The 13,969-nt window shown below is 49.5% G+C and carries 13 protein-coding genes; 5 read left to right on the top strand and 8 right to left on the bottom strand.

Going from position 1 to position 13,969, the window contains the following annotated elements:
- Window positions 1-4: 4 nt before the first annotated feature.
- Complete coding sequence (locus D0C16_RS10760) at window positions 5-1,066, bottom strand: FAD:protein FMN transferase (RefSeq protein WP_151032387.1); 1,062 nt, start codon at window positions 1,064-1,066, stop codon at window positions 5-7.
- 139 nt (window positions 1,067-1,205) lie between these two features.
- Here D0C16_RS10760 and D0C16_RS10755 point away from each other — a divergent pair, with 139 nt between their 5' ends.
- The 4 genes from D0C16_RS10755 to D0C16_RS10740 all read left to right on the top strand — a co-directional run bounded on the left by D0C16_RS10755 (window position 1,206) and on the right by D0C16_RS10740 (window position 4,861).
- Window positions 1,206-1,700 carry a hypothetical protein gene (locus D0C16_RS10755; RefSeq protein WP_151032386.1) on the top strand — a complete coding sequence of 165 codons (495 nt, stop codon included), beginning with the start codon at window positions 1,206-1,208 and terminating at the stop codon, window positions 1,698-1,700.
- Window positions 1,701-1,725: 25 nt separating this feature from the next.
- A complete protein-coding gene (dauA, locus tag D0C16_RS10750) occupies window positions 1,726-3,435 on the top strand; it encodes a C4-dicarboxylic acid transporter DauA (protein WP_151032385.1) in 1,710 nt (569 codons plus the stop codon).
- A 106-nt stretch (window positions 3,436-3,541) separates the two neighbouring features.
- On the top strand, window positions 3,542-4,249 hold the full coding sequence (locus D0C16_RS10745; RefSeq protein ID WP_151032384.1) for a hypothetical protein: 708 nt from the start codon (window positions 3,542-3,544) through the stop codon (window positions 4,247-4,249).
- A gap of 123 nt (window positions 4,250-4,372) precedes the next feature.
- Window positions 4,373-4,861, top strand: coding sequence for a hypothetical protein (locus D0C16_RS10740; protein WP_151032383.1), 489 nt, complete (start codon window positions 4,373-4,375; stop codon window positions 4,859-4,861).
- 58 nt (window positions 4,862-4,919) lie between these two features.
- Here the strand turns inward: D0C16_RS10740 and rdgC are convergent, their stop codons facing one another.
- The 3 genes from rdgC to D0C16_RS10725 all read right to left on the bottom strand — a co-directional run bounded on the left by rdgC (window position 4,920) and on the right by D0C16_RS10725 (window position 7,858).
- Window positions 4,920-5,828, bottom strand: a complete 909-nt coding sequence (gene rdgC, locus D0C16_RS10735) for a recombination-associated protein RdgC (protein WP_151032382.1) — start codon at window positions 5,826-5,828, stop codon at window positions 4,920-4,922.
- Window positions 5,829-6,065: 237 nt separating this feature from the next.
- Complete coding sequence (locus D0C16_RS10730; protein WP_151032381.1) at window positions 6,066-6,683, bottom strand: FKBP-type peptidyl-prolyl cis-trans isomerase; 618 nt, start codon at window positions 6,681-6,683, stop codon at window positions 6,066-6,068.
- Between the two features lie 86 nt (window positions 6,684-6,769).
- Complete coding sequence (locus D0C16_RS10725) at window positions 6,770-7,858, bottom strand: AI-2E family transporter (protein ID WP_151032380.1); 1,089 nt, start codon at window positions 7,856-7,858, stop codon at window positions 6,770-6,772.
- A 153-nt stretch (window positions 7,859-8,011) separates the two neighbouring features.
- On the opposite strand from D0C16_RS10725, the gene D0C16_RS10720 reads away from it, so the two are divergent.
- Window positions 8,012-8,983 carry a transporter substrate-binding domain-containing protein gene (locus D0C16_RS10720; protein WP_151032379.1) on the top strand — a complete coding sequence of 324 codons (972 nt, stop codon included), beginning with the start codon at window positions 8,012-8,014 and terminating at the stop codon, window positions 8,981-8,983.
- Here the strand turns inward: D0C16_RS10720 and D0C16_RS24775 are convergent.
- The 4 genes from D0C16_RS24775 to D0C16_RS10700 all read right to left on the bottom strand — a co-directional run bounded on the left by D0C16_RS24775 (window position 8,977) and on the right by D0C16_RS10700 (window position 13,865).
- Window positions 8,977-9,132, bottom strand: coding sequence for a FeoB-associated Cys-rich membrane protein (locus D0C16_RS24775; protein WP_225319035.1), 156 nt, complete (start codon window positions 9,130-9,132; stop codon window positions 8,977-8,979). The genes D0C16_RS10720 and D0C16_RS24775 overlap by 7 nt on opposite strands.
- Window positions 9,133-9,180: 48 nt before the next feature.
- Window positions 9,181-11,040 (bottom strand): ferrous iron transporter B, encoded by a 1,860-nt coding sequence (locus tag D0C16_RS10710; protein WP_151032378.1) that lies wholly within the window; start codon window positions 11,038-11,040, stop codon window positions 9,181-9,183.
- Window positions 11,041-11,133: 93 nt separating this feature from the next.
- On the bottom strand, window positions 11,134-11,427 hold the full coding sequence (locus tag D0C16_RS10705; RefSeq protein WP_151032377.1) for a FeoA family protein: 294 nt from the start codon (window positions 11,425-11,427) through the stop codon (window positions 11,134-11,136).
- Window positions 11,428-11,531: 104 nt separating this feature from the next.
- A complete protein-coding gene (locus D0C16_RS10700; RefSeq protein WP_151032376.1) occupies window positions 11,532-13,865 on the bottom strand; it encodes a fatty acid cis/trans isomerase in 2,334 nt (777 codons plus the stop codon).
- Window positions 13,866-13,969: the final 104 nt, after the last annotated feature.

Below are 13,969 nucleotides of genomic sequence, written 5' to 3'. Positions count from 1 at the left end.
TTCTCTACTGGGGTTTATGCAGGCTGACATCTTTAAAGGTTTTTAAGTTGTCGCTTTCATGTTCAATTAATTCATCGCCTTGCTGATCGATAAACAGGACTGGCAGTTGATTGGCGTTAGCGACTTTTAATCCTTCTTCACTACCCATGCACAGTAATGCGGTAGACCACGCATCAGCAATGGTGGGATTTTCGTGGAATATCGTTACTGATACCGTGTTGTGCTCGACAGGTTTTCCGGTACGGGCATCCAAAATATGACTGTAGCGTTTGCCGTTGCTATCAAAGAAATGGCGATAGGTGCCCGACGTCATCAACGCCATAGGTGCACCCGAATCAAAGCTGGCAATTTTGTGCAGTTTGCGCTCGTTGGGCAATGGTTTTTCTACGGCAATTCGCCAGGGCTCGCCGTTCGGCTTTTTGCCGCGCGTTTGCAATTCACCGCCAATTTCCACCAGATAATTTTGCACACCATATTGCTCCAATATTTTTACGATACGGCCCACGCTGTAGCCCTGGCCGATGGAGGAAATATCTACCCGCAACTCCGGGAGTTGCTTGCGTAAATGTGTGCTATCGATTGTTTCCAATTTATTGAGGCCCACCGTGCCGAGTGTTTGTGCAAGCGCTTCCTCGGTGGGCGGCGAAAATACGTCCTTTTTAAAACCCCATAAATCAAACAGGGGTTTAATCGTCAGGTCATAGCAACCACTGCTCGCCGTATATACCTTGCGCGCTTCTTCAACCAATGCGACCAGTTCGGCATCTGCGGTTAATACTTCGGTAGTTTTTTGGGCGTTAAATTGTTCGATGACCGAATCGTCGCGATAGTTCGACAGCGCCTTATCGATACGTGCAAATTCATCGTTTACGGCAGTTTCAATCGCGTTTAATGGAGTCTTCGAATCCGCGGGTAATTCAAAGGTGAGGTTGTAAGTCGTGCCTTGGGCGGCGCCGTGGATTTTGCTCAACTCAGGTGCTTTGCTGCAGCCTGCCAGCAGTGCGATGGCCAGCCCCAGACCTAAATAGCGACGAGGGGAGGGCGATGCAGTTGTTGCGAGGAACATAGGAAAACTCCGTAAATCGAATTAAATCAGTGGCGGGCATTATAGCGGGCGATCGACTACGGATAAGCATGTTTTTTGCGCAATTCAGGGTTATCATCAAAACTTAACCTAAATTATCGCTTCGCTTAAAGGAGTAATCATGCTCTATTCTGCCAACCAAACCAGCGCGCGGCTGCTGTTGGAATTTGCCCAAAGCAAATGGATTGATAACAACACAAATGCTGACTTGCAGGATCACCAGCGCTATCTGCTACTGCATGACCTCTATATCAAAGCGCGCAGCTTTAGCATTATCAACAAAGTGACTTTCTGGTTTGCGTTGCTTGGTGGAATCGCGGTGGTGATGTGGCCGATGACAGCAGAGTTATCCAAATCCTTTAATTGGGACAAGGATTTTTTTACGTCTGCCATTGTGCAAACCACGATCACCGCATTTGTGGGCCTCGCGTTTGCCATTTACTCTCACTATAAAAAACGCCAACTGTTCGTAGAAAATTTAATGCGTTCGATTGTGTATGCCGATGACTGGGAGCCTGTGATGGCAGAGCGCGTAATCAAAGAAATGGAGCGCATTGATTCTGGCTTTGGTTTTGCAGAGACCTTGGGAAAAAAATCCAAAACCACCAAGACGTGAGCTTGGTTTGTTCGAGTAACTATTCATGCCGCATCGCGCACATTTGTTTTCTCTTCGTATTGCGCACGCGGTACGTGAAGCCTGTTTTTTGGAAACCTATGGTGCGCGACGCTTGCGGCGCGATCTGTTAGCGGGCATTACCGTAGGCATTATTGCCATTCCACTGGCGATGGCTCTCGCTATTGCTAGCGGTGTGCCGCCGCAATATGGTTTATATACCGCAATTGTTGCGGGATTTTTAATTCCCTTGCTTGGCGGTTCGCGATTCAGTATTTCCGGCCCTACGGCGGCGTTCGTGGTCATCCTCTTCCCCGTTGCACAACAATATGGTTTGGGCGGATTATTGGTGGCTAGCCTTATGGCAGGTGCCATCATGATTGCTATGGCGCTACTGCGCTTGGGGCGGTTGATCGAATATATTCCGGAGGCGGTGACGCTGGGTTTTACGGCGGGCATCGCGATTGTCATTGCCACATTGCAAATAAAAGATTTTCTAGGGCTGCAAGTGCAATTGCCGGCACATTATCTGGAAAAAGTAGCGCTGTTGTTTCAGCAGCTGCCCTACATCGATTGGCCAAGCGTTGCTGTAGCATCAACCACTCTGTTGATGATGTTGCTGTGGCCATTGTTGAAGTCGCCGCTCCCTCCTCATTTACCTGCAATTATTGTAGGTAGTTTGCTCGCATTTTTTTTCAATCAACAGGGGTGGATCGTCGACACTATTGGTTCGCGTTTTTCATACACCCTGCCGAATGGCGTTACCGGTTTTGGTGTTCCGCCACAATTGCCGGAATTGATCTGGCCTTGGGACCAGTTGGGTGCTCATGGTGAGCCTATCCGTTGGAATTCGCGTGTGCTGCAGGATTTGCTGTCTGCCGCCTTTGCGATTGCCATGCTCGGCGCGATCGAATCGCTTCTTTGTGCGATGGTACTGGATGGGATGACCGGCAAACGCCACAGTGCCAATAGCGAATTAATGGGGCAGGGGATTGCCAATATGATCACGCCGTTTTTCGGTGGTATTACGGCGACCGCTGCATTGGCTCGTTCGGCGGCGAGCGTAAAAGCGGGGGCGGAATCCCCAGTGGCGGGTATGGTGCATGCGCTGGTGGTGTTGCTGGGGTTGGTGGCGCTGGCGCCGCTGCTGGCTTATTTACCCATGCCGGCCATGGCGGCATTACTGGTGATGGTGGCTTGGGGTATGAGCGAAGCGCACAAAGCTGTACATCTGGTAAAAACCGCGCCACGCGGTGATATCTGGGTGTTTGCTGTCTGCTTATTACTGACCGTATTTTTCGACATGGTGATTGCGATTACGATGGGAATAGTGCTGGCGGCATTGTTGTTTATGAAAGAAATTGCGTCGATGACGCATATAGATGATCTCACCAAAGAAAATCAGCATTTACTTCCCAAGAATTGGAGGGTACTTCACATCAGTGGCCCGCTATTTTTCGCTGCTGCCGATCGAGTATTCAGCGAACTTGCACGCCTCTGCGAGGATGACCAACATATTATTTTATCGTTTAAGGATGTGTCGGTGTTGGATGCTGGAGGGCTGTCAGCGCTTGGTAAATTAATTGATAAATGCCAGCACAATCAAACCGAATTAATACTCACGGATATTCCAGTGCCGATTGGCCTCATCATGGAGCGTGCGCACGTTAAGCCACGCGCCGGCACCTTAAGATTTTGTCATTCCTTAAAAGAAGCATTAGCCGCCACGGCGTCGTAATTGTGCCACCACCGAAATATTCTCAAAAAATGTTTGTTCCAGAAAAACTAACCCCAGGGTAAATTCTGGCGTTTAGGTTCGCGGATTGTTTGACAGCGCTATCATCATGAAATATTTTGCTCTTCGTTATTCGATCTTCATGGAGTGCATGGACGTGAAAGTGTTTTTCATAGGGTTGATTTCTGGTGTTATGGGGACTCTTTTTTTTAATAAGATTTTTTTTGACTCTGAGCGTCAAGTTAATCGTCCTGCTGAGCAACTTATTGCGCTGCCGGTTGATTACACAGAGCATCGCGATACTTTTGATGTGGGTGTAAAAGATGTAGCAGAAATTGTTGCTCACAATAAATCGCTCAGCGGAAAACTGACAAAAATGGAATCTATGAATAATTCTTCCTCGTCAATAAAAATCGCTTCTCCCGCGCAACCCTGTGACTATTCGTTAATTTCTGAACTCAACAATATTGGGCGGCTGAATGGCCAATCTGTAGGCCATCTATTGAGTGTCACCGAGGAAAGTTTCGCGTCTGAAATTGCTGATCGAAATTGGGCGAGTGACTATGAGCGCACTTTGAAAAGTATGTTTCAGGATAATGATGCGATTGCGGACTATGTGCCAGAACAAATTGAGTGCCGTGAAAAAAGTTGCAAAATATCTATTCCAGGAGCCGATTCACAAAATCAATCAATAATGAGCGAAAATTTGTTAAAGACGATTGTCAATAATTCTCAAGGGGTTAATGGCAAGGCCTCCATTTTTTATGACGAAAGTAAGAGTAAATTGATTGTGTATTTGGCTCGCAATGAAAATTAATTTAATATGAAAAAGGAGTGGTGGGCTCGTTGCTAATTGACCAATAGCAGCGCATCTTGCTGATGAAAAAGGCTTAAGGATTTGTCGGTTAACTTCATTACATAAAAGGAGAAAGGAGTGTTTATGAAAACTAAAGTTATTGGAATCATGGCGGCAGCAGCGTTCGCATTTTCGGCTCAGTCTTTTGCTGACTATAACGTTACTGTTGACACAAGCGCTTGCAGTTGGAGTACAACGTCATCTGGGGTGAGTGGGGGTGCAGGTGTAGGGACTGTCTATTGGTATAATGCTAGCCTGGTTTGTCCGAGTGGAACTTTGGCAACGAAATCCTGGTGGACATCTACCAGCGGACAGTCTAGTTGTTCCATTAATGCCGTAAGCCCCTATAAAATCAATGGTAATTGTAATAGTTATTCCATTTATTACACTGTAGTTGAGGTGCCGCCAGGTCCCGCCGGCGCTGCTTGTACCTGGACTACCTATCCAACGGGTGGGGCTGGTATGGGTAATGTTAGGGCAGAGTTTTATTCACCAATTGGTACCTGTGTAGATAAAACTAAAGTAGTTGAATACAGAAGTAACGTTTATTACTCAACTTATTATTTGCGTTAATGGTATTAAAGATAGCCGTCAGCAAGCGATCTGACGGCTATCTTAATCAGTCGATTGGTCAAATTGGGTCGCTTTCGCCACCGAACGCGGCGAGTAAAGCGGTGATAAAATTTTTCAGCTCCATCGCCATAATGGCAAAGTCGGCATCAAATTGTTCGGCTTTGCTTTCCGGGTTGCGCTCGTTAGCTTTATCGCTAATCACATCTTCAAACTTCACGCGCTTGATACCCAGCTGGTCATCGATAATGCAGCTGATGGCCTCTTTCCACACCAGTGCAATTTTACTGACGTGCATACCGCTCTCGAGATGATTGCGAATTTCCGCAGCGGTAAGGTCCAGCTTTTTGCAGCGCACTACGCGGCCATCTTTGGTGGCTTGCAGCTCTACTTCCTCGCCCAACTCAAATTGATGTGGCGCCTGGCTTTCGCGCAACCAGTGAGTCATCACTTGGGTGGGAATATTTTTGGGGGCGATAGGCAAACAGCGCAAGCTGCCTAATGCTTCGCGTAATTTGCTCAGCAAATCTTCCGCGCGTTTCGCAGACGATGAATTCACCACAATTAATTTTTCTTGCGGTGCTATGTAGGCGTAATCCAGCGTGGAACGGGTAAAGGCTTTGGGTAGCAATGAAAAAATAATTTCATCTTTTAAAGAGTCGCGCTCTTTGCGGCCTACCGGGCGCGATTCCGCATCGTTAATCGCTTGAACTTTTTCTTCCAGCGCCTCTTTGATCACGCCGCCAGGGAGAATTTTTTCCTGCTTCTTGGCGCAAATCATGATGTAGCCATTGGTAACATGCACAAACTCGCTGCCGTGGCGACCGAGCGGGAATTCAAAACCATAGCGCAGAGGATCAAGGCTACCGCAGGGGTTAAAGCAAAACTCGGCGAGTTTTTCATTCAATTCTTCGGTGGAAATAGTCCACTCTTCGGTTAAGCGATACAACCGTAAATTTTTAAACCACATGGAAAATCCAATAACAAAAAAATATCTTTCAACCGGCTATCCAGGTGCGATAAAGCAGGGGTTCCGGGGTTCTCTTTGAGACTGTCGGAGACATGGATGTCGACGGCAAGCCTCCAGGGACGGATTCACGGCGCGTCTCAAAGAGAACCCCGGAATCCATGCTGGTGTTTAATAAACAGAAAAGTTTTGGTGGGGAATTGAATTGGTTATTCAATTCTCATTTTTTTGTGAACGGAATTAACTAACAATATCCAGCAACTCAACATCAAAAATCAGCGCCGAATAAGGCTTGATGCTAGCGCCTGCGCCACGCTCACCGTACGCCAGGTTGTGCGGAATGTACAAACGCCACTTGGAGCCAACCGGCATTAATTGAAGTGCTTCAGTCCAACCCGCGATAACGCCGCCTACCGGGAAGTCGATGGGCTGGCCACGATTTACCGAGCTGTCGAACACTGTGCCGTCAATCAGAGTACCGTGGTAATGGGTTTTAACCTTGGAGGTTTTGGTTGGAATCGCACCGGAGCCTTGGGTAATTACTTCGTACTGCAAACCGGACGCAGTCACGGTGATCCCGGCTTTTTTGGCGTTCTCGGCTAAAAACGCCTCGCCTGCTGCCGCTAAAGTTTTGCTTTGTTCGGCTTCTTTGGCTTGCATGCGCTCGTTAATCTCGCCAAAGGCAGCTTGCATTTGTTCATTGCTGTAGGGCATTTCTACACCATTTAATGCATCCAGCAAGCCCTGGGCAACTGCCGCTGGGGACACACCATCAAACGGATTGTCGGCCAATTGTTGGCCCATTTGGCGACCGATACCGTAACTTACAAGCTCTTCAGTGCTGTAATTGTTGGACATAAAACATTCTCGCTGTGCTGAAAAATAAAAAGCCCCGCACAGGGCAGGGCCGCTTAAAAGGTGGGGCAGTCTAGCAGATACGAGGGCTAATCTGTCTCGGAGTTTTTGAGTTCGGCGGCGTTTTCTTCCGGCGCCAATACATGCACCTCGCGGATAAAAATCCCCCAGAAGGCGATAAACAGAGCGGCCACCAAGGGGCCAATAACAAAGCCATTGATTCCGAATAAGCCCAGGCCGCCGAGGGTGGAAAGCAACACTATGTAGTCAGGTAGTTTGGTGTCCCGGCCTACGAGTATCGGGCGCAGAATGTTATCCACCAAACCTATAACGCCCATGCCAAAGGCGATCAGGATAATGGCTTTTACATTAGCGCCGGTGGCAAATAAATAGAGGGCAACCGGTGCCCAGACAATTGCCGGGCCTACCGCCGGAATCAGCGACAGCACTGCCATAATCACCCCCCACAAAAGCGCGCCGGGAATTCCCAGTGCCCAGAAAATCAATCCACCCAGACTGCCTTGAATAATGGCAATCACCATATTGCCTTTAATGGTTGCGCGGGTAACTTCGCCGAACTTGGCAAACAGCATGCGTTCGCGCGCGTCCCCTAATGGTAGTGCGCGAATTAATAACTCGAGCAGCTGTTGGCCGTCGCGCAGCAGGAAGAAAGTCAGGTACAACATCAGGCAGATATTCAGCAGCAACTTGAAGGTATTTTGGCCGATACTCAGCGCGTTCTGCGCTAGCCATTTACCGGCGGTCATACTGAAGCTGAGAGCGCCCTCTTTGATTTTGGCGATATCGACTCCGAATCGATCCAACGTTTGTTGGACAGCGGGAAATGCGGTGCGCACCTGCTCGATATATTGGGCTGGATTTACCTCGCCTTCCTCCAGCTTTTGGTAAAAGGCGGCGCCTTCCGCGACCACTGAGCTAATGAGAAATATGACTGGCAATACGACAACCAGGATGCACGCCGTGAGGGTGAGCAGGGCACTGAGGTTGGTGCGGCCTTTAAGCACATCCAACAGTTTTAGCTGTAGGGGATAAAAAATCACGGTGATGGCGCACGCCCAAAAAATAGTGCCAAAGAAGGGTTTAAGGATTAGTAAAAAACCGGTGGTCACAATCAGTAAAAACAGCAGAAACGTACGGGTTTCCAGTTTTTGTTGCATGGCGCTTGTCCTTCACAGAGCGGGGTGAATGGTGGGTGACTATACGGGAGCGAGGCGAGAGTGTCATCTGTGCACTGTGACTCTCGAGCCGGCAAAGTAGCTACTAATCTTCTATGCTTCGAGAATATTCACTGGCGGTCGGGCATTGTGCTGATGTTGGTAACCAAATTCCTCGTTAAATGGGTAATTGTTCTGTTGCGCCTGCCGCCCTGGCGACTTATCTGCGCGCTTGGTATAGGCGCGAGCAATTGGGCCTATTCTGCCGACGATGGCAAAGTCCATATTGAGGTACAGGTGCAGGCCACTGAGCTGGAGCAGCCGGTAGATTACTTTACCAGTCTGTTAGTGCTCGCTCTGAATACCAGCAAAGCGGATAACGAAGTCATCGATATTGAATTTTCCGAGCGCGATTATTCCCAGGCGCGCTGGATTCACATAGCACAAAACGACACGCGCGCTCTGGTTATCTGGACCATGACCGACAAGGAGCGCGAACAGCAGCTGCGACCTATCCGTATCCCCTTGTTCAAAGGTTTGTTTGGCTACAGGGTGTTTTTAATTCGCGCTCATGAGCAGGCTCGTTTTAATCAAATAAAAACGCGGGAGGATTTGGCGAAATTGCTGGCAGGACAGGGAACTCATTGGCCGGATACTCCTATCTTGCAACACAATGGGTTGCGGGTAACTACGGCTGAAACGACGGAATCGCTGTTTCGCATGATTAACGCCAAGCGATTTGATTATTTTCCGCGCGGTATTTCCGAGGCCTGGTTTGAACTTGCACAACGACGCGAAAAAAATCTGGAGGTCGAGGCAAATATTTTGCTCTACTATCCAACGGCGCTGTATTTTTTTGTCAATAAAAAGAATGAAGCACTTGCGAAACGTATCGAGCAAGGTTTGGAAATGTTAATCGACAACGGTAAATTTGATGAGTTTTTTTATAATCATCCGCGCGTAAGTTCCGGGTTGGAACGGCTCACCAATCGCCATGTTATTTACCTGGAAAATCCACTGCTCCCGGATGAAACGCCACTTGCAAATCCGCGTTATTGGATTGATTTAAACGCGCGTAATGCACAGGCCCGCCAGTCTATCCCGACCTCGCACGCCCTACATCAGTGATGAATTTTTTCGGTGGGATTGGCGCAACTGGATGCTGCGGTTTTATCACAGCCGCTGCATCCACCACAGACAGCGGACTTTTTAGATGAGAAGAACCAGCGGCGCAGCAGGAATAGCGCGGCTGCCAGTACGCAACATCCTACAATCATTTCTTGCCATGGAAAGTCCTGCCACATCATCGCCTCCGGGATTAACGGTTAATTCACAATCGCCGTGGCGATTTGATAAGTTGCCCATGCAGCAAAGTAAGCCAGAGCGAATAAATATACGGTGAAAAAGGTTGTCGCTTTGGCCGAGTTGGTTTCGCGTTTTACCACGGCGATAGTAGAAATACATTGGGGCGCATAGACGAACCATGCGAGGTAGGCGTAGGCCACTGGTAGCGACCAGCTTGCTGCCAGGGTTGCTCCCAAGGCGGCGTCAATAGATTCTTCGCCGACCGCATAAACCGTAGCGAGGGCGCTAACCGCTACCTCGCGCGCGCCCATTGCCGGTATCAACGCAATACACATTTGCCAGTTAAAGCCGAGCGGTGCAAAGAGCGGTTGCATAAAGTGACCGAGTTGGCCGGCAAAACTGTAGTCGATTGCGGGTTGGGTCGCGCCTTCTGGTGCGCCGGGGAAGGTGGCGAGGAACCAAAGCACTACCGACAGTGCCAGAATAATCGTCCCCACCCGGCGTAAGAAGATCCAGGCGCGTTCACGCAAACCAATCAGCAGGTGATAGGCCATGGGCCAGCGGTAACTGGGGAGTTCCAGCAACAGTGGGAACTCTTCGCGCGCGGCGCGGCGGCGCATTATCCAGGCTATTAAGGCCGCACTCGCGACGCCCGCAAAATAGAGCGCAAACAGCGTGAGGCCCTGCAGGGTAAAAATACCCCACACATGTTGTTCTGGAATAAAAGCGGCAATGATCAAGACGTACACCGGTAAACGCGCCGAACAGGTCATAAGCGGCGCTACCATCACGGTGATAAAACGCTCTCGTGGGTCGGCAATTGTGCGGGTCGCCATAATGCCGGGCACGGCGCAGGCAAAGCTCGATAATAACGGGATAAATGAGCGGCCGGACAAGCCCAGCCCGCGCATCGGGCGATCCAGCAGAAAGGCGGCGCGGGTGAGGTAGCCGGTATCTTCCAGTACCAAAATGAAGAAGAACAGGATCAGAATTTGCGGCAGGAATACCAGTACACCGCCAACGCCGGCAATTAGCCCGTCGACAATAAAGTCTTTCAGAATGCCATTCGGCAAAACGCTGGCTACGCTTTCCCCCAGCACAACGAAGGCGCCATCAATTAAATCCACCAGTGGCGTTGCCCAGGTAAATACCGCCTGAAAAATTATCAGAAGCGTGGTAAAGAGTAAGACAAGCCCCAACACCGGGTGCATTACCAGCGCATCAAGGCGATCCTGCCAGCGCGGCATTTCGGCTGGTTGAATAACATGCAGCTTCATCAAGCTTTCGATCTGGTCGTACAGTGCCTCCACAGACTCCTGACGATCACTGAGGGTAAGTGCTTGCTCGCCGGTAGGCAATGGCGGTTGCTGGGCATAGCTATCCAGCACTTTGCGTAAGTCCGCAACGCCCTGGCTGTTAACCGCGACGGTTTCAATGATGGGAATACCAATAGCCTGTGACAGCGCGGCGGTGTTGATACTGATTCCGCGACGACGCGCTTCATCCATCTGATTAAGCGCTAATACCATGGGCCGATTGAGGCTGCGCAGTTCCATAACCAGGCGCAACCCCAGGCGCAGGTTGCAGGCATCGACTACGGCAACCAGCAGATCCGGGCGGCGCTCGCCGGCAAGTTTGCCCAAGATGACGTCGCGTGCTACTTGCTCATCGGGCGAGGTGACAAAAAGACTGTAGGTGCCTGGTAAATCCAACAGTTCAGCAGGGTTTTCTAACGCAGTAACCATACCGGAGCGACGCTCTACGGTAACACCAGGATAGTTGGCAACTTTGGCGCGCGCGCCAGTCAAACGGTTGAACAGTGAGGTTTTGCCGCAGTTGGGGTTGCCAACCAGCGCCAGGCGGATAGGGACAGCGGACATGCGGATTTCCTAATTTAGCAACCGGTCAATGTAGCGGTTAGTCAAAAGTAGTGGTCAGTCAAAAGGTTCGGGCACAAGGTACGGCAACCAGCATCACTCAAGGATTGGCTCGACACAGATCTTGGCAGCCTCGGCACGGCGCAATGCGAATTTGGTACCGTTCACTTGTACGGCCAGTGGGTCGGCACCGAGCAGGCCAAAGCCGATCACCTTCAACGGGGCTCCCGGCAAAAAACCCAGTTCCTTAAGGCGCAAGCTGACGTGTTCATCCTGTGCGCCAAACAGCGGTTGATCGATCAGATTAACCACGCGCACCCTCGCACCCTTGGCACATTGATCGAGGCGCAGGCTGGCGGCGAGGTTGGAGCTGGAGACGGCGGTATTCATAAAAATAAGTCTTGCATGTAAATGAGATTGATTATTAGAAAGAATACTTTATTTACAGTGTTGCCGCAATTTTATGCGCTGGTCTTTATTCAAGGTGCGCAAGGTTACCGATTCTCCAGCCGGTTGTAATCCAGAATGGCTGCTTCTTTGGGCTGGTTTCGGAAATACAACTCATGCACATGGTCGCTAAAGGCCCAGAAATCGGGGTTGCTGCGGCGGATGCCATAGGTGTCGCGCAGGGCGCGGTAATCAGCCTCGGAGCGCATGGCCTGGAATTGGGTAACAAACGCATCCAGCGCGTTGCTCTCTACACGTAAAAAGCTGTTGGGATAGCTGCCAACAATACCGCGCGCAATCGTCAGATTATCCTCTACTGGAATATGCCGTTTGTCTTCACCAAATAGGGAAGAAAGATTGCTGTAGGCGTTGTTATGAATCAGCGTAAATAAGCCCTTGCCGGGAATTTCCAGCACGGTCGTTTGCGGTAGGAAGCTAATGGCCGTGCCATGGGTGCTTTGCAATTTTTCATAGAGCGCCAGCTGATCTGCACTTAACTTGTTGGTGCGAATATTTAGCGGCGATTTACTGGCTTCACCTAAATAATCTTGTAACTTTTTATAGAGTTCTAATTTGGGGTTGTCACTGGTGTACCGGATATTATTTTTATCATCGAGCTGATTGATATACAGATTCAAATAGGTTTGCAAATTGGATTCGGCATCGCGATACCAAAAGGCCATTTCCTGTTGCTGGTTTTTTTTAGGCAGGAAGGTCACGAAATTCATTTCCCCTTCGATACGTAAAAAATCCATGTACAGACGGCTGAGCAGCTGATGCGATACATTGCCGTAGACATCAAAACCTGCCACCAATAAATAATGAATTCGTTCCAGTAATGGATAACCAATGACCCACGCGGTTTTGGGCGGCTGTCCGATTAAACCCTGGTGTACGCTGGCGCTGTCGCTATGACGAAAAATAGTTAGCGCGGCATTGGGGTTGGTGCCTTTGTCGCCATTCCAGAAAAGATTAAGATCCAGGCCATCTTTTTCTTTCGCCACCTGATTAACAATTTTTGCCTTGGCAGCGAGATATTCTTTTTGTAGCTCCGAATATTTTATCCAGTCGGGCATTGGCATCATTGTGTTACCGGCGCTCGCGGGTAGTTGTAAGTGTTTACTATTATCGGCGAGGAATTTTTCGGTGCCTTTGGAACTTTGATTGTCTGGCGCTAGAAAAAATACCCAGAAATGATCCTGAATTACATTGAGTGCAACCTGGCCGCGACACACCGGCCCCTTGATGAAATTCATAATTGTGAACTGCGCTTCATCCAGCATAAAACGATAGCGCGCACTGATTGGCAGCTCCGCAAAGGTGATAAACGGATTGGCAGCAGTGTCGGGGTGGTAAGAGGGTAATTGCGCGACCTGATAGTCAACTTGATAAAACAACTTTTGCCAGCGATCCATGCGCTGCTTGCTCAGTTTGTAAGGCATGAAGGTTTTGGCAACGGTGCTGGAAGGGTCGCGCCATAAACGATAATAAACCCGTTGTGCCTTGGGGTCGTCAAACGGGCGCGCAGTACTAATGCGTTGAATGGGTTCTCCTGGCGGTGTGCTGGAGCGTATCAGACGAAAATACGTGCGCGGCGCTTCAGCAAAAAATAAATGCGCTAAAAATAGATGTTCAAAAATATAACGATTAACCAGCTGTTCTTTGAGCGAAGCCCCGTTTAGAAACTTCTCCCAGCTAATGATTTGCTTTTGTACGCTGGCAGGGATGGGAGTTAAAGTCCCCATGGCGGCGCCTTGCGCCAACCAATCCATCGTCAGTTTGTATTCTTTTTCATTCAGGCCTGGCAGGGCATAGGGCATTCCCCAGAGCGGATTTTTTTGGCTAAAGGCGTTAAAGGTTTCAATACTTGGGCAGTATTGAGTGGGGTCCAGGTTAAGGTCGAAGTTTTCCGGCAGGATTGCTGCATTTGGTAGCGGATGTGCGTGTTTTAATTTCAGCGTTTGCGCTAATACCCCGGCATCAATATTGGCGCTGGGGGAATTACTGCGTTCATTGATCACCGGATGAAATTTTTTTGACCGCCATTCAGCAGTGGTTTGTGCATCCTCAAATAAGCGAGTTAGATTGGCGCCCAACAAGCGAGTGCCGTCGTACACTTTTTCCGGGTTGGCGCCACGCAGTAACCCTTCATAGGATTCCAGCTTGAGTTGGCAGGGGGCGTCGTAGCAACCGTGACAAACAACGCAGCGCTGTTCAAGAATTGGGCGAGTATGTTGGTAGTAGCTGATTTGGCTTTGGCTGGGGTTGGTTGGCATTTCGCGGACTTCGGCTTTTCCGAAACGCTTGTCCCACTGTGAACCGGAGATGCTGGCACAACCGGCAATCATCACAAGTAAAATAATCAGGCTGGTAAATTTCATAGCGGCCCCGTATACGCAATCACTAACAGTCAAAATATCCGCGCAGTCTAGCTGAAACTGAAGGAAGTTAGAGTCTATCATGCCGTCAAACGGGAACCCCGTAG

It is taken from the genome of Cellvibrio sp. KY-GH-1 (assembly GCF_008806975.1).
Lineage (GTDB): Bacteria > Pseudomonadota > Gammaproteobacteria > Pseudomonadales > Cellvibrionaceae > Cellvibrio.
Note: the sequence above shows the minus strand (reverse complement) of the source record. Positions and strands in the feature narration are given on the sequence as shown.

Excerpts from the sequence above, each read along its gene's own strand:
- D0C16_RS10710 (WP_151032378.1), bottom strand. The coding sequence starts at position 11,040 with ATGTCCGCTGTCCCTATCCGCCTGGCGCTGGTTGGCAACCCCAACTGC.
- D0C16_RS10755 (WP_151032386.1), top strand. The coding sequence starts at position 1,206 with ATGCTCTATTCTGCCAACCAAACCAGCGCGCGGCTGCTGTTGGAATTT.
- D0C16_RS10705 (WP_151032377.1), bottom strand. The coding sequence starts at position 11,427 with ATGAATACCGCCGTCTCCAGCTCCAACCTCGCCGCCAGCCTGCGCCTC.
- D0C16_RS24775 (WP_225319035.1), bottom strand. The coding sequence starts at position 9,132 with ATGATTGTAGGATGTTGCGTACTGGCAGCCGCGCTATTCCTGCTGCGC.
- D0C16_RS10745 (WP_151032384.1), top strand. The coding sequence starts at position 3,542 with ATGAAATATTTTGCTCTTCGTTATTCGATCTTCATGGAGTGCATGGAC.
- D0C16_RS10740 (WP_151032383.1), top strand. The coding sequence starts at position 4,373 with ATGAAAACTAAAGTTATTGGAATCATGGCGGCAGCAGCGTTCGCATTT.
- dauA (WP_151032385.1), top strand. The coding sequence starts at position 1,726 with ATGCCGCATCGCGCACATTTGTTTTCTCTTCGTATTGCGCACGCGGTA.
- D0C16_RS10760 (WP_151032387.1), bottom strand. The coding sequence starts at position 1,066 with ATGTTCCTCGCAACAACTGCATCGCCCTCCCCTCGTCGCTATTTAGGT.
- rdgC (WP_151032382.1), bottom strand. The coding sequence starts at position 5,828 with ATGTGGTTTAAAAATTTACGGTTGTATCGCTTAACCGAAGAGTGGACT.
- D0C16_RS10725 (WP_151032380.1), bottom strand. The coding sequence starts at position 7,858 with ATGCAACAAAAACTGGAAACCCGTACGTTTCTGCTGTTTTTACTGATT.
- D0C16_RS10700 (WP_151032376.1), bottom strand. The coding sequence starts at position 13,865 with ATGAAATTTACCAGCCTGATTATTTTACTTGTGATGATTGCCGGTTGT.
- D0C16_RS10720 (WP_151032379.1), top strand. The coding sequence starts at position 8,012 with ATGTTGGTAACCAAATTCCTCGTTAAATGGGTAATTGTTCTGTTGCGC.
- D0C16_RS10730 (WP_151032381.1), bottom strand. The coding sequence starts at position 6,683 with ATGTCCAACAATTACAGCACTGAAGAGCTTGTAAGTTACGGTATCGGT.